Source organism: Citrobacter sp. Cf072, assembly GCF_030334485.1.
Classification (GTDB): Bacteria; Pseudomonadota; Gammaproteobacteria; order Enterobacterales; family Enterobacteriaceae; genus Citrobacter; species Citrobacter freundii.
Window position 1 is genome coordinate 335,722 of the sequence record NZ_JAOWDX010000044.1, and the last position, 22,418, is coordinate 358,139.

A 22,418-nucleotide genomic window follows, 5' to 3' on the forward strand; every position below is an offset into this window, starting at 1 on the left:
ATGTGTAGGAATTTATAGTGCAGTACTTTAACCAAGTGACTCTGTTTAACCGGTGACAGGAAAATGACAAAACTGTCATTTTCCCAATAACCGATTGCTATCCGATCCCGCTTCCCTAGAATTGAAAGTCCGCACAACCCGTGCGTGAAGGAGAATGCGATGAAGGTTTTGATAGTCGAAGATGAGAAAAAAACCGGTGAATACCTGACGAAAGGCCTGACGGAAGCGGGTTTTGTCGTGGATTTAGCGGATAACGGCCTGAACGGGTATCACCTGGCGATGACCGGCGATTACGACCTGCTCATACTCGACATCATGCTGCCGGATGTAAACGGCTGGGATATCGTGCGGATGCTGCGTTCCGCCAACAAAGGAATGCCCATTCTTCTCCTCACCGCACTGGGTACCATTGAACATCGGGTTAAAGGTCTGGAATTGGGTGCTGATGATTACCTGGTTAAACCGTTTGCCTTCGCCGAACTGCTGGCACGGGTCAGAACGCTGTTGCGTCGAGGCGCGGCGGTGATTGTCGAAAGCCAGTTTCAGGTCGCGGATTTAATGGTCGATCTGGTCAGCAGAAAAGTTACCCGCAGCGGTACGCGCATCACTCTGACCAGCAAAGAGTTTACGCTGCTTGAGTTTTTCCTGCGCCATCAGGGGGAAGTTTTACCCCGCTCGCTGATCGCCTCCCAGGTCTGGGATATGAATTTTGACAGCGATACTAATGCCATCGATGTCGCCGTTAAGCGTCTGCGCGCCAAAATTGATAACGATTATGAGCCGAAACTGATTCAGACCGTGCGCGGCGTGGGATATATGCTTGAGGTTCCTGATGGCCAGTAAACGATGGCGGCGCCCTTTTTCACTGGCGACACGACTAACCTTTTTTATCAGTCTGGCGACAATTGCGTCATTTTTCGCCTTTGCATGGATAATGATCCACTCCGTGAAAGTCCACTTCGCCGAGCAGGACATCAATGATTTACAAGAGATTAGCACCACGCTGGAGCGGATTATTAACCAACCTAACGAGCCAGAATCACGCCGACTGGAAACGCTAAAAAATGTGGTGGCGGGTTACTCGAACGTCATTATTTCTCTGGTAGATAGCAACCAGAAGGCCATTTTTCATTCGCCCAATGCGCCGGATCTTCGGCAATTTATCGCCAGCGCAAGGCCGGATAAAAATGCTCATGCCAGCGACGTTTTTATTATCTCAGGCCCTACACTGCAAACCTCCAGACATATCCACGGACAGAAAACATCGTCTAACTGGCGAATGATTCGTCTGCCAGTAGGAAAGCTTGCCGATGGAAAACCAGCATATACGCTGTATCTGGCGTTATCGATCGATTTTCACCTGCACTATATTAACGATCTGAAAAACAAGTTAATTATGACGGCTTCGCTGATTAGCATCATGATTGTTTTTATCGTGCTGTTCGCCGTATACAAAGGCCATGAACCGATCCGTAATGTTAGTCGTCGCATCCAAAATATCACCTCGAAAGATCTCGATGTCCGTCTCGATCCGCAGGCTGTGCCTATTGAACTGGAACAACTGGTTAGTTCGTTTAATCACATGCTCGAACGCATCGAGGACGTATTTAAACGTCAGTCGAACTTCTCGGCGGATATTGCCCATGAGATCCGCACGCCAATAACTAACCTCGTCACCCAAACGGAAATTGCGCTCAGCCAGACCCGCAGCCAAAAAGAACTGGAAGATGTGCTGTATTCCAATCTCGAAGAGTTTGGCCGTATGTCGAAAATGGTGAGTGATATGCTGTTTCTGGCGCAGGCAGATAACAATCAGCTGATCCCAGAAAAAAAAGCGCTCAATCTGGCTGATGAGGTCGGTAAAGTGTTCGACTTTTTCGAAGCCTGGGCTGAGGAGCGTGAGGTTGGTTTACGGTTTGAAGGACGCGCATGCTGGGTTTCAGGCGACCCATTAATGTTACGCCGGGCAATGAGTAACCTGCTGTCAAATGCCATGCGCTATACGCCAAAAGGTGAGTCGGTAACCGTGCGGGTGAAAGAGGCGGATGGTCTGGTCCAGATAGTCGTTGAGAATCCCGGCCCCCCCATTCCCCCGCAACATCTTCCGCGACTCTTTGACCGCTTTTATCGCGTGGACCCTTCACGGCAGCGTAAAGGCGAAGGCAGCGGTATTGGTCTGGCGATTGTGAAATCGATTGTGATTGCCCATCACGGAAAAGTCTCGGTAACTTCCGATCCTTATTTCACTCGCTTTATTCTGACGCTTCCCAAGCACGCGATGTAATTTATGGTGATGACGCTTATACCTGTCATCACCTATTCTCTGACACAACCGTCATAATCCTGTCACGCCACTGACAGTCCCCTTTAATTATACTTTCTTCCGTAAACCCAAACAGGAGAAATATGATGAATAAGATGTCCTCTTTTTTAGCTATCGCGTTTTTTATTTCAGTTAGCGTTAATGCGGCAGAAACACCTAAAGTGCATCAACAGGCCGCAATGGCTCATGAAATGATGAATAACAGTGATGCCTCTGCACATCAACAAATGGCGCAGGCACACGCCTCGCAGGCAAATAATTCATCGTCAACACCAACCAATGCGCAATCATTTTCACAAATGAATAAACATGAAAAAGCAATGGTTGTTCACCAATCAGTAAATAACGGCCATTCATTTGCTCATGAGATACAGGCCGAGCAGCACCGCGCACAGATCTCCACTCAAGGGTAAAGACGAGCTGTATTGACGACAATATCCATAAATACGCTAAGTTTGAATATTGTGGACTACTCTCCCCGTGCAGGCCTGTTTATATACAAGCCTGCATCCTTGTTCATCGTTAATGTCAACATTAATAATTCATTAAATCTTCCATTAAAAAGTAAAAACCTTTTAACTCTTTATTCAGATTGTATAAAAATCGTAAATCAACTACTTATTATGTTGCGTATCACAACATTTATCACCTCACCCTAATTATAAATTAGGATTCCCCCTGGTATGCGTCGTTAATATTTAATGGGAGACTGCCATCGTCGTAAAAATGACAGCCAAAAAGTTCGTGTTCCTATAAATAAACTTAATGATGATAGTGAGTGAAAAATGAATAAACGTCTGCTGACCCTCCTGGTCCTTGGTCTGACAACGGCCACAACGGCATATGCAATTACACCGGCAATGCAGAAAAAATATGAACGTTCAGGTTGTACGCAAATGAGCGAACTCAATGGTTGTGATGTGAACAAATCCTATCAGTGGAACCACGATCATGGCTTTATCGAGAGCGATAACAGCCAGCAAAATCGTCATCATCGCCATGGTGAAGAGCAGCAAAATACCACAGGCCGGGATAACCACGATAATGCGGGTATTAATGGCAAATTCAGCGGAAATTACGTGGCCAAATTTGCCAATGGTCAACGCAGCGTTGATATTCACGTCGAAGATTCCGGCGTTTACGTCAATGGTAAGGAAGTGCGTGACGTAAATACCTATAAGGATACGATGACCTTCCGCGTCGGTTATGCCACTTACACCATTAAAACAAATGGTCGCGGTAGCTGGAATGACAGCGATGCAGGAAACGCTGGCAAAATTGTGCGTGAATAACAGATACCGCTAAAGAGCGCTGCGATCACAGCACCCTCAACAGCCATGCATTACAGTATGCCGTTTTAATACTGGAGTCAGACATGGCTTTGACCCTCACGGTGCTGCTTGAAAACCGACGTGCTGCTGGCGCTGGAAAAACATTACTGGCAAAGCCTGGATTAAGTCTGTTAGTTCAGGATGAAACGACCACAATATTGTTTGATACCGGGCCGGATGGCAGCTTCATGCATAACGCTGCACAAATGGGCGTGGACCTGACGCACTTAACCGCCGTGGTGCTGTCGCACGGCCATTACGATCACTGCGGCGGCGTGCCGTGGCTTGCGGATAACAGCCGTATCATTTGTCATCCCCAAATAGCCTGTGAACGATACGCCTCAGTTACGGTTGCGGGAACACCACGAAAAATTAAAAAACTCTCGCATGATAACAACTACTCTCGATTCATCATGGAATACACCCGCGAGCCGCTGGCTATCAGCGATCGCTTTTTGTGGTCCGGGGAAATTAGCGTCCCCACGCCACAGTCCTATGGTGTGATTAGCGAGAAAACACTCCAACCAGATTACATCAGTGACGAAGGCGTGTTGATCTATAAATCTGAACGCGGGTTAGTCATCATTACTGGTTGCGGGCATCGGGGAATAGAGAACATCGTACGCCATTGCCAGAAAATCACAGGGGTTAACCAAATTTATGCCCTGGTCGGTGGGTTTCATTTACGTGCTGCCTCCCCCGCTAAGCTATGGCGGACCCGACAATTTATTAAGCAACAACAACCCGAAAAACTACTCGGCTGTCATTGCACTGGTTCATGGGGTCGATTGTGGCTACCGGGAACTGACGCACCGGCAACGGGAGATGTGATTGAACTGGCTGAGTAACAACAGTAAAACATTGCCCAAACAGTAATAAAAAACGGGAGCCTTACGGCCCCCGTTTATCAGCCATCATCATTACATGGTGACAATTGCTGGCTCATCAAAGACGGTGAGTTTTGGCGCTTCACCGGTGAATTTTTCTGCATATACAAGGCTGGTATTCCCCGCACAGCCATTCGCCAGCCGTGAGGTTGGGATATCCGCCGTCAGCACGTTCGCACCGCCATTTTTACAGATACCGTTTTCAATATCCGGCCATGCGCCTTCATGGATACAGATGATTCCCGGTTTGATACCGTCGCTGACGTGCGCCCCCACCAGAACCTGTCCACGAGCATTCCATACACGAACCAGATCGCCCTCGACAATCCCTCTGGCTTTCGCGTCATCCGGATGAATCGTCACCGGTTCACGATTGGCAATCGCGTATTCTTTACGCAGCGACGCGTAGTTCAGCTGGCTATGCAGACGATGTGCCGGGTGCGCCGTCAGTAGCTGCAGCTGATCTTTATCCGCAGTTCCTTTCCATTCATCCGGTTCAATCCAGGACGCATGCGGCGGACAGTCTTTATACTGATAGCCTTCAATCGTTTTCGAGTAGATTTCTATCTTACCGCTCGGCGTTCCCAGCGCATTCATCACCGGATCGCTGCGGAAATCCGCGTAGCGCACATATTTGTTATTCTTTTCATTCTCACGCATTTCGATCAGTTTATTCTGCTGCCAGAACGCGTTGAACTGAGGCATGGCGACACGCTGGGCGCGGGCGGCTTTTTGCGCGACGTCATAGAACTGCTTCAGCCACGCCATTTCGTCTTTGCCTTCGGTGTAGACCGCCTTACCACCCGGCTTGAGCATCTCAGCCAGATCGGCAAATACGTCAAAATCACTACGCGCTTCAAACTGCGGCGCGATGACCTGCTTCATAGGCACCAGATGCTGGTTACTGTAATCACCGGTCATGGTCAGATCATTACGCTCAAACGAGGTGGTGATTGGCAGAACGATATCGGCGTGTTTGGCCGCTGCGGTCCAGTAACACTCAGAGATGACAACCAGTTCAGGCTTCTGCCAGGCTTTGATTAAGCGGTTGGTATCCTGATGATGGGTAAAGTTAGCGCCACCCGCCCACCAGATCATTTTGATATCCGGGAAGGTTTGCTCTTTACCGTTATGCTGATATTTGCCGCCTGGGTTTTCCAGCGCCTCGACAATTCGCGCTACCGGCAGGCTGGTCACCGCATCGGAAACCGCCCAGTCGTTGCCAGCAGATGATCCCCCCTCAATTTTGGCGGAAATTGCTGGCAATACCCCACCGGTGCGTGTTGGGTTACCGCCGTTAGAATAGTGATAAGAGAACCCGAAACCACCGCCTTCGGTACCAATTTGCCCCAGCATCGCCGCCAGAGTCACCAGCATCCAGTGTTTTTGCTCACCGTATTGCTGACGCTGAATCCCCCAGCCTGCCATGAGCATGGTTTTGTTGCTGGAGAAAATTTCCGCCAGCTTTTCCAGTTGCTCAGCAGGCACGCCACACACGCCAGATGCCCACTCGGCGGTTTTCTCAATTTTGTCGCTCTTGCCGAGCAGGTACTCTTCAAACTGAGGATATCCGGTGGTGTATTTTTCCAGGAAGGCTTTGTCGTGAAGATTTTTCTTCACCAGCGTGTGGGCGATCCCTAACATCATCGCCACATCGGTCCCCATATGTGGCGCAATCCAGGTCGCATTATCACCAAAGAACTCGATGGTTTCAGAACGCATCGGATCGATGGCGATAACGCTTTTCCCTGATTTTTTCAGCAGATTAAAGTATTCAATCCCCTGTTCATCCGTGCTGCTCCAGGCAATTTTGAGGGTATTGAGCGGGTTCATCCCCCACAGCACCACGACCTGACTGTGCTCTAGCACCATCGGCCAGGTGGTTTGCTGCTCATAGACTTCAACCGATCCCACAACGTAAGGCATGATCACCTGCGCGGCCCCGGTTGAATAATCTCCGGTATGACCGGCGTAGCCACCGGCCATGCTCATATAGCGTTGCAGTAGGGTTTGCGCCTTATGCAGAACGCCGCTGGAGCGCCAGCCATAGGAACCGGCAAATATTGAGGACGGGCCATAGCTGCTACGGATCCGGCTATGCTGCTCGTGAATGAGCTTCAGCGCTTGTTCCCAACTCACACGCACGAAAGGATCGTTACCACGTTTACCATCCGCTTTACCCGGGTTTTCCAGATAGCTTTTGCGCACCATCGGATACTTAACGCGGATATTGGTATGAACCTGATCCGGCGCGGTTTGCTGTAATGAGTTCGGCACCGTTTTCGGCAACGCACCTTTTGAGGAAACCACTTTGCCGTCTTTTACTTCCACGTATACCGCACCCCAACGTGCTGCCGTCAGGATTGCCCCGCCATTCTGGCCTTCGGCCCAGGCCGGCATTGGGATCACCGAAGAAATCGCCATTGTCCCGGTTGCCGCGCCAGCCGTCTTGATAAAGTCACGTCTTGTGAGTTTCATGATTTCTCCTGATTTATCGCTTATTTGTTCATGTCTTTCGCGTTGTACTGGAAGTAACGGCTCAGGATATCCAGTTCGTTTTCACTGATATTGGTACGAGCACCCATCCCTTTTGCCACAGAAGGCCAGGCGTTGAGCGTGAAATGATTCGCCGGAATTGGCGCATGACAACCCGCGCAGTACACATTGTCGAGTTTGCGTGCGTAATCCCACATGGGTTCGCGGCTGGCGAGAGCGGAACCGCTCCATTCGCCCTGCAGCACGACATCTCGCCACGCATTGCCGTAGTCATCTTTTTTCCAGTCGGAGAGGATCTTCAGCGACTGCTGACCTTTTTCACTCAGGCTGGCAAGAATCAAACGCTGCCCTGCTGCGTAGTAAATAACCTGTTCACTTCCTTGCATCTGGCTACCGCGAATCTCGACCAGTCGTGCGTTGTCCGTTGTTTTCAGAACCTGCATTTTTGTTGCCGGGTAAACGGTTCCCAGATCGCCAAGCGCGGTATTGCTTACGGCATAAAGCTCAGTTGCCGAGGCTGGAGTAGAGGCTGACTGCGCTTCAAGCCCTTTAAGCGCACTGTCATCCATTTTTATTTCAGGTGGGAAATGGGCGACGCCTTTATGGCAATCAATACAGGTTTGCTTTTCCGCGATGCCCATTTTGTGCATCTTCTGGGCATCCGCGCTTTGTGCAGCAAGATCCATGGCGTCCATACTGTGGCAGCTACGGCAGGTCGCAGAATCACTCGCCTTGAGCTGTGCCCAGACGGTTTGCGCCATCTCCAGACGATGTTCTTCAAATTTTTCCGGGGTATCGATTTTTTTGGTTATGAACTGGTGATAAACATCTTTTGAGGCCCGCAGCTTAGCCACCAGATAATCCAGCCCGCCCTCCGGGATATGACAGTCCGCGCACTCTGCGCGAATGCCTTTCTGATTCTGGAAGTGAACCGAGCCGGTATATTCCTCGTAAGGTGCCTGCATCGTATGGCACGACAAACAAAATTCCGTGCTCGAGGTTTTGTGCAATGTCCATTGCCCTGCCAAAACAATAACTGCACCAAGAACAATGCACAGCAGCATCGTCCATATGATAGTTTTATTTATTTTTCTCATCTTATATTTCCATCAGACGAATACCCTTTTAGAGGTAGACAATAAATATACTAAAGCAGCTACTTATTGATATTCATCAAGCGAAGAGAGAAATAAGAATCAGCCAATAGGTAAGTTTGAAGGGGCTCGCATAATTAATGAGAACGAAATGTAAATATCAAATTTCGTTTAAAATTAGAATTTTAAACCAAACATAAAGTTTGATTAACTATTAATCACACAAACATCAGAATAAAAGTTTGATAACGATTAAAAGCTGCTGAAATTAATCCTTTGGTGACAATCGTTATATAATTAAATATATAATGAAAACACATAAAAAAGAACCCTTTTCTGTTTTTTGATTACACGTATTAATGAAGATATCTGTCTTACAATTTTGCTCACATATACATATACGGCCAGACATGCGACACACACATTTCATTGACGCATATTTATGCACGTAACCTTGATCTGGTCACTTATTATACAAAGACAACTTTCGCTACACTCAGAGTAGAGGTAAACAAACAGGAGGTAGTGAATATGTATCGCTCAATTCTGGTGCCCATTGATATCTCTGAAACCGATTTGACTCGCCATGTTGTTCCACAGGTTCAGGCGCATGCCAAAACCGCGAAGGTTCACTTTTTAGCCGTTATTCCTACCGTTCCGTTCTATGCCTCGCTGGGGCTGGCCTACTCTACCGAATTCCCGGACAGAAGTGGTCTGCAGGCCAAGGCCAGCGAAAAACTCGAAGAGATTATTAAGCAGTTCAATATTCCTGCAGGCAGGAGTCAAACTCATGTCGTTTACGGCCCGCCAAAGGATCAGATCCTCAAACTGGCGGAATCAGTAGACGCCGAGCTTATTGTCATCGCCTCACATAAACCCGGTTTTAGCACTTATCTGCTGGGTTCAACGGCAGCAGCCGTGGTACGCCACGCGAAATGTCCGGTGCTGGTTGTACGGTGATAGGGTTAAAACGGGAGCGAATGTGCTAATGCCATTCAGTTCACGAAGATGAAAGACCATGGAAATAACTGGGAGTGGAACAACCATAGCGAGGTCATCGCTTCAACGCCCTAATTTCCAGTTAAATCTGTTTTGCTGTTCAGCGATTTTCAAATAAAAGCGCAGGAGGTCAAGTGTGGACTGGTCCGGCTGAAAATTGCCGACGTGTTTCCGTAAGGCCGGGAGAACCCGCAGGGATGCGGGTTCAGGGCGCGTTTTACAGGGACGTTGCCTCGCGCCCGGCCCGGTAGCCTGAAGGAATAAGCGGAGGGTATTGCGCAGCAACAATTTTCCCGCCGGGAGCCGGGATTGTTAAGGGTACGGCGATAGTACCCTTAACACGTTCACAGACAGTATCGTTTCAGAGAAGTGAAAAACATAAGGTGAACGTAGCAATACGACGGAGGCAACAGATTCATTACCGCCGGATGTGCTGCTCTCAGCGCTGATTATCCAGTCTGACCAAAGCCAGCAACAGCTGACTTAGCGCGCCGTAAAAACCAAAGTCATCATACCGACAGCATTTAGTGGTGAACTCCGGCAACCAGCGTAACAGCCCTGCCAGCGTTTCTCTGCGCAACGCATCAACCTGCTGATGACGCGGTCCTGCCTCTGCCAGGGAAAAATGCAGATGGCTCAGCAGTTCGATAAAAATTGCCAGATGATCGGCTGACTCGCTAAACGTATCGCTTACCTGCATGCCCGCATCAGATAATAGTTGTTTAATTACCCCATAGTTTGGCCCTCCTTCAAGATGAGCCGATGCATAGGGTAACGCCGCGTGTTTATCCGACATCAGGAACAGGCTGCAAAAATCAGCCGCCAGTTCCAGGGTGGCGTCTTCCCGCACCTTGAGCGCGGCAATTTTCGCCTCCAGCAGAAGGACCTGCGCCTCAAGCAGCGGCTCGCCTTTGAGCACCGCGAACCACTCAGCCATTTCGCTGGACTGCAAAAGCCCCAGGCTTTCATCGTCACGCTCCCGGGAAAACAACTGCGCCAGCCAGGCGTACACGCAGGCCATTTGTTCTTTTGTCAGGGAGGTGTCTTTCATCATGACTTCACCTGCTCAGCCGGGACATATTCACACTGCGCCACCATTTTTATCGGGCCACTGAACGCCGTCACGTTATCCACCTTGCCGGTATACTTCTCAATTTCCACCAGCGTAGTATGGGCGCTGGTTGCCTGCGCCAGCTGAGACGTGCCGATATCTATCGTTAACACGTTCGGATTGCCGTATTTACACAGCGCTCCGGTTTCTCCACCGTTATCAGGGTCGTACCAGGCACCTTCATGGATGCGCGCCACGCCCGGCGAGTAGAGATCGGAGACAACCGCCCCGGCCAGCACTTGTCCACGCGCGTTAAATACACGAACTATATCGCCGTTGCGAATGCCCCTGGTGTTGGCATCCTGTGGGTTAATAAACACCGGCTCTTTGCCACCTACCGCGTAATGCTTACGCAACGCTTCGGACTCGCAGAGCTGTGAATGCAGACGGAAATCCGGGTGGACGGATTGCAGATGCAGCGGCCAACGTTGCGACCCTGGCCCACCGTGTGAACGTTCGATTTTCTCGAACCACATCGGATGCCCCTGGCAATCGTCATATTGCATATCGGCAATGGTTTTCGAATATATCTCGATCAAACCGCTTGGCGTCCCCAACGGTTCAAGGTCGGGATCTTCGCGGAAGGCCTGATGACGAACAAATATCTGCGGATGTTCGAATTCAACGTACTCTTGCTGATTCCAGAAAACGTCGAAGGCCGGAAGATGAACACCGCGTCCCTTCCCTTGCTGGCTTCCTTCCTGCCAGATGCGCTTCAACCAGCCCATCTCATCCAGCCCTTCAGTGAACGCTTCTTCACGGTTAAAGCGGCGGCAAAGATCGCGGAAAATATCGAAATCATTACGTGCTTCAAACTGCGGCTGCACCAACTGCTTCATGGCGATAATTCCGCGGTTGGAGTGGTTGCCATATTGGTCAAGATCGTTACGTTCAAACTGGGTCGTCGCCGGCAATACGATGTCGGCGAATCGACAGGTCGACGTCCACTGATTATCGATGGCGATGACGGTTTCCAGCTTACGCCATCCCTCAATAATGCGATTAATCTGCTGGTGACGATGGAAAGGGTTAGTCCCGGCAAAAACACACATCTTCAACGGCGGTAACTTAACGGTTTTGCCGTTCCAGTTAATGATTTTGCCCGGCTCCAGAATCGCATCGATAAAACGCGCGATCGGAATAGTACTGCTGTAGCCCTTATAATCGGTGCTGTCATGCACAGGAGGTACGGTGGTGGATCCAGAAAAACCGCTCAGGATAATCCCTTTACGCCCCGGGGTGCCCGCACCGTTGTAATGCCAGCCAAAGCCAAAGCCGCCGCCGGGTAAACCGATTTGTCCGAGCATCGAGGCCAGCACCACGATCATCCACGCCCACTGTTCCCCATGCTGCATACGCTGGACGCACCAGCCGGCAATAATTTGCGTTCTGCCGCCCGCCATCTGCCGCGCCAGTTCACGAATCGTATCTGCATCAATTCCGCAGATTTTTTCCGCCCACTGAGCATCTTTAGGCTGTCCGTCACTTTCGCCCAGCAGATAAGGTAGAAATTGCTCAAACCCAACGCAGTAGTTATCGAGGAAATGCTTATCGTAGAGCTTCTCGGTATACAGCGTGTGTGCCAACGCCAGCTGTAGCGGCACATCAGCCTGCGGGTTCACGGCGATGTGCTTAACCTTGTCGCGGCCCAGATAGTCATGCGTTGAGGTGACGACCGGGTCAACGCTGATGACCGAAATCTCACCCCGCGCCACTTTATCCTTCAGTTGCTCGTAGTATTCGTAGACATCATGATCCGGACACCACCAGTTCGCCTGCTGGTTTTTGATGAGATCGGAACCCCACAGCACAATGGTTTTGCTGTTTTCTAGTACCAGCGGCCAGGAGGTCTGCTGTTCATATACTTCCATTGACCCTACCACGCGCGGCAGAATGACCTGAGCGGCGCCGGTGGAATAGTCTCCCCCGGTACTCACGCTGTTGCCATGCAGCGCAATGGCACGTGCCAGCATCCCGGAAGCATTGTGGAACATCCCGGTCGATTGCCAGCCGCTGGCAGTCAGCAGCGCGCTCGGACCATAGGTCTTCTGAATGCGTTCCAGCTCCTGGTAGAAGAAGTCCAGCGCTTCATCCCACGAAACGCGTACAAAACGGTTATCTCCGCGCTGAGTGGTATCGCTCTGATGGCGCTTACGCAACCAGTCCACGCGGACCATCGGGTAGCGAATACGCGCCCCACCGTGTACGTGATCCGGGAGTCCGGCGATCATTTTTGACGGGTATTTATCATGCTCAAACGGTTTGGCCTCAATAAAACGACCATCAACCACGGTGGCACGGATAGCCCCCCAGTGAGAACCGGTCAGAATCCCCTCTTTGACACCAGTGCCCTGGACTTCTGCGGCGTTAGCGCTACGCGGCGTGAGCAGCGAAGGCCCTAACATACCAGCTACGGTCAAGCCCCCCAACTGCATTAGAAAACGTCGGCGAGATGCCTGAAAGAGATCGTTATTTTTCATTGCTTTCTCCCTTATCGCCATGCGGCTTATCCGTAGTGTCAGAGGCATTCATCTGCAAATATTTCAGTAAGGTACGTTCTTCACGTTTATCCAGACTGGTAAAGCCAATCATGCCGTTCAACGTGCCAATCCAACCGTTAGCATCAAAGTGTTCTTTCTCTGGCGCGCCGTGGCATTGGTTACAGGTTCCGTTATAGAGCGAGTCGGCATAAGCCCAGATAGGTTTGATGTCGTTGACCATATCGCCCTTCTGCATCCAGGCGGTGGCCTGCAATTTACTCCATGGCGTATTCGTTTCCGTAACGGTGGTTTGCTCCAGCGTCTTCACGTGCTGCTGGATGTCGCCACGAATGGAAGCCACAAAAATGCGCTTGCCCGGCAGTTGCGCCAACACGCGCTGACGCCCATTACTCTCGGTCCAGCCCACAATTTCAATTTGCAGCCAGTCACCGTCACGCTTTAACACTTTCACTTCAGAAGCGGGCAGCAGTGAGCCTGCAGGTTCTTTATCACCTTTGGCGGCATAAATAGGTTTGATGTCCAGAGAGTAGAGCGTCTCGCCATCGTCGTTTGCATTGGCGCGTAACTGGTCAAACTGCTTACGGAAACCGCTACTCATATCGGGAAGCTGGTGCGCGATTCCTTTATGGCAGTCGATACAGGATTGGTTGTCCTTGGCCGCAATCTTCATCTGGCGCGCAGCTTCAGGATGCTGTTTAGCGTGGTCCATCGCATCATAGTCATGACAAGAACGACAGGTCGCGGAGTTGTTCTCCTTCATTCGCGCCCATTCGCGCTCCGCCAGCTCAGCGCGTTTGGCTTCGAATTTCTCTGGAGTATCAATAGAGTGGGCAACAAAGGTTTGGTAAATATCGTTGCTGGCCTCCAGCTTACGTTTCACCATGCCTGGAATATCGGATGGAATGTGGCAGTCATGACATTCTGCGCGTACCCCGGAGGCATTCTGAAAATGCGCAGACTGTTTATATTCTTCGTAAACCGGCTGCATACTGTGGCAGCTCACGCAAAACTCGGTAGAACTGGTTAATTTAATACCAACGTGCGGCAAGACGATCAGCGCAATACCGACCACAATCCCGATAACGACCAGCGCCAACACTGACCAACGTGCGCTCGGTCTGAGCAGCGCCCTCCATAGTTTCCGCATAATAGCCCCTGTAATCTTATGGTTTAGTTACAGAGGATCTTATTTCTCAAATGTGAACAGCAACACTGGTCAGGATGAATGACTTACGGCACAATGTGAACAGATATGAACAGAAAGAGCACGCCATCAGGATGTCGCATCACATTGTAATTGTTGAAGATGAACCCGTCACCCAGGCGAGGTTACAGGCATACTTTGAACAGGAGGGTTACCACGTCTCGGTCACCGCCAGCGCTACAGGCCTACGTGAAATCATGTCACAACATCCTGTCGATCTTATTCTGTTGGATATCAATCTCCCGGACGAAAATGGCTTAATGCTGACCCGTGCCCTGCGCGAACGCTCAACGGTAGGGATCATTCTGGTGACGGGTCGTAGCGATCAAATTGACCGGATCGTTGGCCTGGAAATGGGTGCTGATGATTATGTCACCAAGCCGCTGGAGCTACGTGAACTGGTGGTTCGGGTTAAAAATTTGCTCTGGCGTATCGATCTTGCCCGCCAGGCACAGCCTGAGACCAAAGATAACTGCTATCAGTTTGCCGGATACTGTCTGAATGTCTCCCGGCATACCCTGGAGCTGGGCGATGAGACGATCAAACTCACCCGCGCCGAGTATGAAACGCTGGTCGCCTTTGTCACCAATCCGGGGGAAATTCTCAGCCGTGAACGTTTACTGCGTATGCTTTCGGCACGACGGGTAGACAATCCAGACTTACGCACCGTGGATGTATTGATCCGCCGTTTGCGCCATAAGCTACGGGCTGATTTACTGGTGACGCAGCACGGCGAAGGTTATTTTTTAGCGGCCGACGTGTACTGATACAGATAAACCGGACGGAACCCGCCAGGAGAAAGTGAGCGCTGAACATGCTGGCTGTCGGCATTTTTCGGGGTGAGCACCAGGATCGGCGGACTGATATTTTCCCGCACCGGTTGCCCTTGTAATACTCTGATAGCCTGTTGAATCGCCAGTTCACCTTGCCAGACCATTTGATCGCTGGCAGCCATAATGATTCTTTCGCGTTTAAGTCCGCGATAAACCTGATGCGACAGGTAAAAAGAGACAACGGTTAGCGGCGTCCCCTGATTCCGCTTCTCTCCCATCGCTGCCTCCGCAGCAATTGCTGTACCGGCAACCACATCGACATCCGGGTGACGTTCAAGCATCTCTTGTAACAGGTTGCGCTGAACTTCAATATCATTATCCCCCAACGCCACATCCACGATGTGCACCTGACTACCGGCAATCGCCTGACGGAATCCTGCCACCATTTCGCGGCTGCCTCCGGCGTCATCAGGTCCGGGCAATAATAAAACCTTTAACGGTTTTCCCGCGCTCCACTTAACCAGATAGTGGCCTGGCTGGTAACCCATCTGGAACCATGGAACTCCGATCCGGGCTTTCACCGTCGGATCGTGTATCGCATTCACTACCTCAATGACCGGCAACGTACCAACCTGCGCCTGCAAATCCGGAAAAGTCGTTGTGCTGCTGCCCAATAAAATGGCATCCGCGCCCCACTGCTGGCACTGGGCGATTTGTGTTTTTTGCGTGGTGAACTGACGATACCCTCCCGCCTCAAACACCTTCAGGCTTACTCCATATTTTTTTGCCGCCTCAAGCATGCCGTAATTCACTGAAAGCCAGTAGGAATCCTTCAGGCTGGGATACAACGCGCACAGTTTCCAGACTTTGCTTGCAGTAACGTCCGTCTGCGGCACCGAGACTGACTGCCGGGTATCCTGCCAGCGCAGCAGTGCAGACCCGGCCGCGTGACTTAAGCCGGGAAAAAGTGTGATAAGCAGGAAAACCAATACGCGCATGATAGCCTCAACATTGATAAGGCTTTATCCTAGTTGCTTTCCTCTTTTGGACTCAACCTTTTTAATCTGTGGCGACCAGACAGTGAATTTATCTCTGACCAAACGACTGTGGATAGGCTTTGCGCTGATGGCGGCACTGACTCTTATCAGTACACTGACAGGCTGGTATAACCTGCGTTTTGTCAGCCAGGTTGAGCAGGCCAATACCCAGGCGCTAATTCCAACCATGGATATGGCGCGCCAGCTCAGCGAGGCCAGTGCCTGGGAACTGTTTTCCGCACAAAATCTGACCACCGCAGACAATGAAAATATGTGGCTGGCTCAGGGGAGAATGCTAACCGCCCAGAGTCTGAAAATAACCACATTACTCAAAACTCTTCGTGAACAGGGCTTTGATACCTCGGCCATTGAACAACAGGAAAAAGAGATCGCCCAGTCGTTAAGCCATCAGGGGGAGATGGTTGGCGAACGCCTGAAATTACGCGCTCAACAGCAACAACTTAGCCAGCAAATTATTGAGGCCACCGCTGACGTTGCCGAAATGGCGCGCGGCCAGGCCAGCAATGCAGCTACCTCGGCGGGCGCCACGCAGGCAAGCATTTATGATTTAATTGAGAGTCATCAGGGGCAAGCGGCTGAACACGCGTTGGACAGGCTCATCGATATCGATCTGGAATATTATAACCAGATGAATGAGCTGCGCCTGAGCGCGCTACGCGTGCAGCAAATGGTGATGAATCTGGGGAATAACCAGGCGCAGAATAACCTGGCTGCGCTGGAAAGCCAGTTGAATGCCGCCGTCAGAGTGCTTCACCGCCGACAAATACGTATTGAAGATCCAGTGGTGCGCACTCAGGTGGCCGACACCGTCAATACGATTAGCCGTTATATTGAGCTGCTGTCCCTGTATCGCCAGGATAATGACATCACGACCCAATTGCAGATCTTATCGCAGAATAATATCGAACAATTTACCCGTTTCAGTAGCGAAGTCAGCCAGTTGGTGGAAATCATCGGCCAACGCAATCAAAGCGGACTCGCGCATCTCAAACAGGCCAGCCAGCGCGGGCAACACTTGCTGCTGCTGTTAGGTGGCGTGTCATTATGTTTGCTGATTCTTATACTTTGGCGTGTGGTTTATCGCTCAGTCACACGCCCACTGGCACAGCAAACCCAGGCGTTGCAGCGTCTACTTGAGGGGGATATTGACTCCCCCTTTCCGGAAACCGCAGGCGTTCGCGAGCTGGATACCATCGGGCGGTTGATGGATGCCTTTCGCAGTAGCGTTCACGCCCTCAATAACCATCGCAAACATCTGGCCGCACAGGTTAAAGCTCGCACCGCCGAGCTGCATTCTATGGTATCTGAACACCGGCAGGCCCGTGCAGAAGCTGAAAAAGCTAACCAGGCAAAATCGGCGTTTCTTGCCGCCATGAGTCATGAAATACGCACTCCGTTGTATGGTATCCTCGGCACTGCGCAGTTGCTCTCAGACAATCCAGCCCTGGCACAGCATCGGGAAAATCTACGCGCAATCACCGACTCGGGCGAGTCTCTGCTGACCATCCTCAACGATATCCTCGACTATTCCGCCATCGAAGCCGGTGGAAAGAATGTGGCGATAGGCGATGAGCCTTTTGAGCCCAAACCCTTGCTGGAAAGTACGCTTCAACTCATGAACAGCCGCGTTAGCGGTCGCCCGGTCGTGCTGGTTGCGGATTTTGCCGATGACGTTCCCGCTTCCCTGCGTGGCGATCCGCGCCGTATCCGGCAAATCATTACTAACTTATTAAACAACGCACTACGCTTTACCGATCGAGGACACATTATCCTGCGTAGTCGGCGTGAAGATCAGGACTGGTATATTGAGGTTGAGGATACAGGATGCGGAATTGACCCTGCCCGTCAGCACGATATTTTTCAGCCGTTCGTTCAGGTAAGCGGTAAACGCGGAGGAACCGGGCTCGGACTCACCATCAGCGCCAGTCTCGCCAAGGCAATGCAGGGAGAGCTAAGCGTTACCAGCACACCCGGCGTCGGGAGTTGTTTCCAGCTGCGTCTGCCATTGCGGGCAACCACGATGCCCGTCATTAAACCCGCACAACGCTCCATATCGTTACAGGGCTTACGCTTATTGCTTATCGAGGATAATCCTCTTACGCAGCGCATCAGCACAGAAATGCTCACTCTCAATGGCGCACAGGTCACCGCTGTCGACTGTGCCGAGGAGGCGTTAAGCCTGTTGCGGGAAGATGCCAGCTTTAATGCTGCTCTGGTTGATTTCGATCTTCCTGATATCGACGGGATCACGCTGGCGCAGCAGTTAGCCCACGACTATCCGGCACTTAACCTGATCGGCTTTAGCGCACACGTCATCGACGAAACGCTAAACCAAAGAACCAGCACCCTGTTTCTCGGCATTATTCAAAAACCGGTTCCCCGGGATGAACTCAGTCGACTTATTACGCATTATCTGCACGCCAACGAGTCTCTCCCGCTTGCATCAGACAATGACAACAAACGGTTAGATTTTCAGCAATTGGCTGGGGATATCCAGGTCATGGGATGGCAAAAGGTGCACGAATGGTTAGCGCTCTTTAAGCAACACGCCCTTCCTTTATTAGATGAAATTGACACGGCGCGAGATTTAAATAAGCGCGAGCAGATAAAACGTCTGGCACATCAGCTCAAAAGCAGCTGCGCCAGCATGGGAATGCGCTCAGCCAGCACGATGTGTGCAGCACTTGAACAGCAGCCGTTGGGTGATTTTTCACTCAGAGAGGAGATCCAACAAAGTCTTTATGAGGTAGAACGTTGGCTGGAAGCAGAAAAACCGTCCCGCGCGTAACGGTGCGTTGAAGCTGAGCATAGGGACTAACTTTGAATGGTACGCCCTGTAGGATTCGAACCTACGACCTACGGCTTAGAAGGCCGTTGCTCTATCCAACTGAGCTAAGGGCGCATTGCGAAGTGATTACTTCATGCAGATGAAACGCGTGAATTATACGGTCAGCGCCTGCTGAGTCAATGCCTTTTATTTCAGTTGCTGGCGAAGTGTACGAATGTTGATTTTTTCTGCTTGTTCAAGGGTATCCAGGAAATCACCTGGTAACAACTCAGCCCACGAAACGCCAGATTTAAGGATACATGTATTTAGAATATTTATGATTTTGCTTAACATTCCCTTACCCCTCCAGTGGTTCAGGAACTCTTTAATGTTAAGTATCGCCATCAAGGAAGAAAACAGTCACTTCGAACATGGACTGAAAATCATCATCTCCCATCTGTCAAATCAGTGGCATCAGGAGATCTGCTTTTTACCTGTCGAGAATATCGATCGCGCTGACATCGCGTTTATCTCCCTGGATGAAGATTGGCTCAGCGCCGATTGCTATCAGATTCCGATCCATACCCGCCGCCAACACCGGGTAGTCATCTGCAACAGAAACGATAAAGATAAGCTGATGTTCCGGCCCTGCCTGTACATGTTGCCGCTGATCTATCGGGAAGATGACGTTGAGGAAATGACTAAAAAATTAGTCCCCATCCTGCAAAAACGTGCGCTGCGCAACAACGTGCCTGCAACTATCTGCCATTACTGCACTACCCGCAACTTTTCTGTCGACGAACGCAAGTTCTTAATGTTTCTCGCCAGCGGATATACCTTAGCCGAAACGGCTCACCTACTCTCAATAAGCGATCTTCAGGCCAAAGCGACCCGCCGCGGCATAATGAAAAAGCTGCATGTGAAAAACGATCAGCAATTCTTAAGATACATCCGCGCCCATCTGAATTTTCTACAAAATTAGACGGGGTATCTCTGCCTAATTTTTATTGAGAAATATCTCATCCTCGATTAAGTATCGACTCCTACTGTACCTATCCGCAGACTGCCAGAATAATCCAGCCATACTATTTCCGGGGTAACAGAAAGACACACCCGGTAATATTTTATCTAATATCAGAGAGAGGTTGAACTGGATAAAACGATCTTTTGGGCATTGAGTAAGACATCAGAAAACTTCCGGCAGATTATTCTGATGGGATACGCAATTGCCAGTCTGATGATTGTTGAAGTACTGAAACCCAACGGCACAAGGACATTGACCTTTACGCTGGCAAAAATTTGGGTCAGGGATGTTTATAGTCAGCAATTTATCCAGACCTGCCGCAACAGAAATGGAATGGAAAAGGATGCACAGCGCAAAACGCCGGGACCGCTATCGCCGCATACGAAACACTAACTGTACCTGGCAATATCCCCACTGTACCTCACAAGTATTTGACAGGCTCGAGTATCTGGCGCAAAAACTCGAATACACATTACCGGACGACACTATATCTCAGGCGATAATTACAACAGACTACTACCTGGCCTATGCGTTAAGTCGACATTTATTCTCAGGCACACGTACGGCGGTCTTCCAGAGCGTTGAGTCGGCCTTACCCAGCATGCAGGAACCAGTAATTAGCCAGTTAGTGATTGACATAGAAAGCTTAACACACCCCTATTTCGATATACTTGAACGTTTGCGCCAGCTAATTAAGCAGCGTAATGACATCCAGATCTTCATAATGCTTTCCAGTCGTGATGAAGACCTGACTACCTTTATTTCACTATCCGGGCCATTTTATATCTTATCACGTAATTTACGCCTTCCTGAGGTGCGTCACGCCTTATTATCGCCGGTTCCTGACTATATTCATTCCAGACGCATAAATCAGCTCGATTGGGAGATGATTGCCTTACTTTTACAAGGTAACTCCTTAAAAAAGATTGCATTGTTACAAACACAACCCTACCACCGTATCATCTATCGCCTGAACCAATTGATTACGCGCCTGGGGTTACCCAGCAGACAACGCTTTTTGCATCTGATACACCGCCTCAACGTTACCTCTCTTCATTTAATTTAACACCATAACCCTATGTACGATAAGATTTTTTAGGAAACTACTTATTTTTGAATAAGAAAAAAGATCTAATTTTTACAAATATTTAATATTTACAACTATTCCTGGTATTATGACTGGTGCCACTGTCACACTTAACCTTACTGATTCTGTGCATTTCAATATAAAAAAGCCTAATTGCAGTCTTAACAAAACCTAAACAATTGGTTTATTGTATCGTTTTTACTATTTAAAAAAAATTTTCAATCTGCCATAATTCGAACTGCAGATAAATAATACCAATAGTCATTAACACATCTGGGTCTTTCAGAATATCCTAACTGACATTAACAACCGGGATGTTGTAAGTCTTTTCCGAAAGAACAGAGCAGGTATAATCCCCACAGCTTCCTGATTAATTGTTAGTTTTCCCGGTGTGAAATGGATTTTCCACAAATTCATTGTTCTGCAGAAGAACAACCGAATAAACAAGGATGAAATAATATTTATTCGGTTTTCCCGCAGAACAATTCTTGGCTATTTGACAATATTATAACGCCTGATGTTTTATCAAATTCGCAAGATACGCAAACAGTTTGAGGCATACAACAATGAAACCAGCATCCGTTATCATTATGGACGAACACCCTATTGTCAGAATGTCGATAGAAGTACTACTCGAGAAAAACAGTAATATTCAGGTAGTATTGAAAACCGACGACAGCCGTACGGCAATAGAACACTTGCGCACATACCCGGTCGATCTTGTCATCCTGGATATTGAACTACCTGGTTCGGATGGATTTACATTACTCAAGAGAATAAAGTCTCTGCAGGAGAAAACTCGGGTGCTGTTTCTCTCTTCCAAATCGGAGTCTTTTTATGCCGGGCGTGCTATCCGGGCCGGTGCAAATGGTTTTGTCAGTAAACGAAAGGATCTCAATGATATCTACAATGCAGTAAAAATGATTTTATCGGGATATTCTTTTTTCCCGTCGGACACCCTTAATTTCATTAACAATATAAACGCACAAAAAGGTGTGCTGAATGACATGCCGCTCTCTAACCGCGAGGTTACGGTTTTGCGTTATCTGGCAAACGGTCTGTCCAATAAGGAAATTGCTGAACAGTTGTTACTCAGCAATAAAACGATTAGCGCTCACAAGGCGAATATCTACTCCAAGCTCGGGTTGCACACCATCGTTGAGCTGATCGATTATGCAAAAATGCATGAGTTAATGTAATAACACTCCCGGCGAGATGTCGTTCGGGAGCGTTTTGTCAGCTTATTGATTAGTTATAGTTAATCATAAACGTGGCATCAGCCCTGGCGACGCCAGGCTGAACTCCATCGGCTAACGCGATATAGTTGGCGAAAAAGGTCAGCGTGGCATTGCCGTTCTCATCAATCCCCACGGCCTGGCTCGCCTGTTCGAGCGGTAATCGCGTACGATCGCTGTCGTGCAGTTCAATCGCCACCTTTTGCGCCATGACCGCATCATCAAGCGCCAACAGCGTCGTGCCCGGAGCCGGAGTACCGGAAAACGTTATCGATGCGGATCCCGGCGGGCAACCTTCAAGCTTCAGCGTAAACGCGACCGGTTGAGTGGTATCTCCGCTGGTCTGAAGCTGCTTTGTCGGCCAGGTCCCCAACTCCACCGACTTATTGCTGTCGCTGGCAATCACCGCACAGGTAAAGTCCACCACGTTGCCACGCAGCTCAATATTGATTTCCCCCAGCGACGAGGAGGCATGGCCCAACGAACTGAATGTTAGCAGGGACACCATCGCCAGAAGCGCCCCTGCGA

General features: G+C 49.8%; 18 protein-coding genes and 1 tRNA gene. 11 read left to right on the plus strand and 8 right to left on the minus strand.

The features are described 5' to 3' along the window. Positions 1–159 precede the first annotated feature (159 nt). From cusR to OGX66_RS10665, 5 genes are all read left to right on the plus strand, one after another. Positions 160–843, plus strand: coding sequence for a copper response regulator transcription factor CusR (gene cusR / locus OGX66_RS10645; protein WP_003021940.1), 684 nt, complete (start codon positions 160–162; stop codon positions 841–843). Further along, positions 833–2,284 (plus strand): Cu(+)/Ag(+) sensor histidine kinase, encoded by a 1,452-nt coding sequence (locus OGX66_RS10650; protein ID WP_088902626.1) that lies wholly within the window; start codon positions 833–835, stop codon positions 2,282–2,284. The genes cusR and OGX66_RS10650 overlap by 11 nt, the downstream gene beginning before the upstream one ends. A gap of 125 nt (positions 2,285–2,409) precedes the next feature. Then, positions 2,410–2,736: a PcoE/SilE family metal-binding protein gene (locus OGX66_RS10655; RefSeq protein ID WP_088902627.1), complete on the plus strand. Its 327-nt coding sequence runs from the start codon at positions 2,410–2,412 to the stop codon at positions 2,734–2,736. A 372-nt stretch (positions 2,737–3,108) separates the two neighbouring features. Next, a complete protein-coding gene (locus OGX66_RS10660; protein ID WP_088902628.1) occupies positions 3,109–3,615 on the plus strand; it encodes a hypothetical protein in 507 nt (168 codons plus the stop codon). Between the two features lie 83 nt (positions 3,616–3,698). After that, positions 3,699–4,502: an MBL fold metallo-hydrolase gene (locus OGX66_RS10665; RefSeq protein ID WP_016149743.1), complete on the plus strand. Its 804-nt coding sequence runs from the start codon at positions 3,699–3,701 to the stop codon at positions 4,500–4,502. Positions 4,503–4,574: 72 nt separating this feature from the next. Here OGX66_RS10665 and OGX66_RS10670 read toward each other — a convergent pair whose 3' ends face one another. Both OGX66_RS10670 and OGX66_RS10675 read right to left on the minus strand, forming a co-directional pair. Beyond that, positions 4,575–7,019 carry a trimethylamine-N-oxide reductase 2 gene (locus OGX66_RS10670; RefSeq protein ID WP_003021928.1) on the minus strand — a complete coding sequence of 815 codons (2,445 nt, stop codon included), beginning with the start codon at positions 7,017–7,019 and terminating at the stop codon, positions 4,575–4,577. 20 nt (positions 7,020–7,039) lie between these two features. Beyond that, positions 7,040–8,134 carry a NapC/NirT family cytochrome c gene (locus OGX66_RS10675; RefSeq protein WP_003835730.1) on the minus strand — a complete coding sequence of 365 codons (1,095 nt, stop codon included), beginning with the start codon at positions 8,132–8,134 and terminating at the stop codon, positions 7,040–7,042. Positions 8,135–8,662: 528 nt separating this feature from the next. Here OGX66_RS10675 and uspF point away from each other — a divergent pair. Beyond that, positions 8,663–9,091 (plus strand): universal stress protein UspF, encoded by a 429-nt coding sequence (uspF, locus tag OGX66_RS10680; RefSeq protein WP_003835732.1) that lies wholly within the window; start codon positions 8,663–8,665, stop codon positions 9,089–9,091. Positions 9,092–9,569: 478 nt separating this feature from the next. On the opposite strand, the gene torD is transcribed toward uspF, so the two are convergent. Genes torD through torC form a run of 3 tightly spaced genes read right to left on the minus strand, consistent with a single transcriptional unit; the run spans position 9,570 to position 13,889 of the window. Then, a complete protein-coding gene (gene torD, locus OGX66_RS10685) occupies positions 9,570–10,184 on the minus strand; it encodes a molecular chaperone TorD (protein ID WP_032936924.1) in 615 nt (204 codons plus the stop codon). Next, complete coding sequence (gene torA / locus OGX66_RS10690) at positions 10,181–12,721, minus strand: trimethylamine-N-oxide reductase TorA (RefSeq protein ID WP_088902629.1); 2,541 nt, start codon at positions 12,719–12,721, stop codon at positions 10,181–10,183. The genes torD and torA overlap by 4 nt, the downstream gene beginning before the upstream one ends. After that, a complete protein-coding gene (gene torC, locus OGX66_RS10695; RefSeq protein WP_088902630.1) occupies positions 12,711–13,889 on the minus strand; it encodes a pentaheme c-type cytochrome TorC in 1,179 nt (392 codons plus the stop codon). Before torC ends, torA begins: the two co-directional genes overlap by 11 nt. A gap of 131 nt (positions 13,890–14,020) precedes the next feature. Between torC and torR the strand changes: the two genes are divergently transcribed. Then, on the plus strand, positions 14,021–14,713 hold the full coding sequence (gene torR, locus OGX66_RS10700) for a two-component system response regulator TorR (RefSeq protein WP_088902631.1): 693 nt from the start codon (positions 14,021–14,023) through the stop codon (positions 14,711–14,713). Here the strand turns inward: torR and torT are convergent. Continuing rightward, complete coding sequence (torT, locus tag OGX66_RS10705) at positions 14,686–15,717, minus strand: TMAO reductase system periplasmic protein TorT (protein ID WP_088902632.1); 1,032 nt, start codon at positions 15,715–15,717, stop codon at positions 14,686–14,688. The genes torR and torT overlap by 28 nt on opposite strands. An 82-nt stretch (positions 15,718–15,799) precedes the next feature. On the opposite strand from torT, the gene torS reads away from it, so the two are divergent. Further along, on the plus strand, positions 15,800–18,565 hold the full coding sequence (torS, locus tag OGX66_RS10710) for a TMAO reductase system sensor histidine kinase/response regulator TorS (RefSeq protein ID WP_270921596.1): 2,766 nt from the start codon (positions 15,800–15,802) through the stop codon (positions 18,563–18,565). A 37-nt stretch (positions 18,566–18,602) separates the two neighbouring features. On the opposite strand, the gene OGX66_RS10715 is transcribed toward torS, so the two are convergent. After that, a tRNA-Arg gene (locus OGX66_RS10715) sits at positions 18,603–18,679 on the minus strand. A gap of 253 nt (positions 18,680–18,932) precedes the next feature. On the opposite strand from OGX66_RS10715, the gene fimW reads away from it, so the two are divergent. From fimW to fimZ, 3 genes are all read left to right on the plus strand, one after another. Then, positions 18,933–19,526 (plus strand): fimbria biosynthesis transcriptional regulator FimW, encoded by a 594-nt coding sequence (gene fimW / locus OGX66_RS10720; RefSeq protein WP_044699458.1) that lies wholly within the window; start codon positions 18,933–18,935, stop codon positions 19,524–19,526. A gap of 385 nt (positions 19,527–19,911) precedes the next feature. Beyond that, positions 19,912–20,634 (plus strand): fimbria biosynthesis regulator FimY, encoded by a 723-nt coding sequence (gene fimY, locus OGX66_RS10725; protein ID WP_088902634.1) that lies wholly within the window; start codon positions 19,912–19,914, stop codon positions 20,632–20,634. A gap of 587 nt (positions 20,635–21,221) precedes the next feature. After that, a complete protein-coding gene (fimZ, locus tag OGX66_RS10730; protein WP_003021902.1) occupies positions 21,222–21,854 on the plus strand; it encodes a fimbria biosynthesis transcriptional regulator FimZ in 633 nt (210 codons plus the stop codon). A 49-nt stretch (positions 21,855–21,903) separates the two neighbouring features. Here fimZ and sfmF read toward each other — a convergent pair whose 3' ends face one another. Further along, on the minus strand, positions 21,904–22,398 hold the full coding sequence (gene sfmF / locus OGX66_RS10735) for a fimbria assembly protein (protein ID WP_085951539.1): 495 nt from the start codon (positions 22,396–22,398) through the stop codon (positions 21,904–21,906). Positions 22,399–22,418 lie beyond the last annotated feature (20 nt).

Bases quoted from the DNA above. Each gene is read 5' to 3' on its own strand.
- OGX66_RS10670 (WP_003021928.1), bottom strand. From the start codon at position 7,019: ATGAAACTCACAAGACGTGACTTTATCAAGACGGCTGGCGCGGCAACC.
- cusR (WP_003021940.1), top strand. From the start codon at position 160: ATGAAGGTTTTGATAGTCGAAGATGAGAAAAAAACCGGTGAATACCTG.
- fimW (WP_044699458.1), top strand. From the start codon at position 18,933: ATGTTAAGTATCGCCATCAAGGAAGAAAACAGTCACTTCGAACATGGA.
- torD (WP_032936924.1), bottom strand. From the start codon at position 10,184: ATGATGAAAGACACCTCCCTGACAAAAGAACAAATGGCCTGCGTGTAC.
- OGX66_RS10660 (WP_088902628.1), top strand. From the start codon at position 3,109: ATGAATAAACGTCTGCTGACCCTCCTGGTCCTTGGTCTGACAACGGCC.
- torC (WP_088902630.1), bottom strand. From the start codon at position 13,889: ATGCGGAAACTATGGAGGGCGCTGCTCAGACCGAGCGCACGTTGGTCA.
- OGX66_RS10655 (WP_088902627.1), top strand. From the start codon at position 2,410: ATGAATAAGATGTCCTCTTTTTTAGCTATCGCGTTTTTTATTTCAGTT.
- torR (WP_088902631.1), top strand. From the start codon at position 14,021: ATGTCGCATCACATTGTAATTGTTGAAGATGAACCCGTCACCCAGGCG.
- uspF (WP_003835732.1), top strand. From the start codon at position 8,663: ATGTATCGCTCAATTCTGGTGCCCATTGATATCTCTGAAACCGATTTG.
- torA (WP_088902629.1), bottom strand. From the start codon at position 12,721: ATGAAAAATAACGATCTCTTTCAGGCATCTCGCCGACGTTTTCTAATG.
- torT (WP_088902632.1), bottom strand. From the start codon at position 15,717: ATGCGCGTATTGGTTTTCCTGCTTATCACACTTTTTCCCGGCTTAAGT.
- fimY (WP_088902634.1), top strand. From the start codon at position 19,912: ATGCACAGCGCAAAACGCCGGGACCGCTATCGCCGCATACGAAACACT.
- OGX66_RS10665 (WP_016149743.1), top strand. From the start codon at position 3,699: ATGGCTTTGACCCTCACGGTGCTGCTTGAAAACCGACGTGCTGCTGGC.
- OGX66_RS10675 (WP_003835730.1), bottom strand. From the start codon at position 8,134: ATGAGAAAAATAAATAAAACTATCATATGGACGATGCTGCTGTGCATT.
- sfmF (WP_085951539.1), bottom strand. From the start codon at position 22,398: ATGGTGTCCCTGCTAACATTCAGTTCGTTGGGCCATGCCTCCTCGTCG.
- fimZ (WP_003021902.1), top strand. From the start codon at position 21,222: ATGAAACCAGCATCCGTTATCATTATGGACGAACACCCTATTGTCAGA.
- OGX66_RS10650 (WP_088902626.1), top strand. From the start codon at position 833: ATGGCCAGTAAACGATGGCGGCGCCCTTTTTCACTGGCGACACGACTA.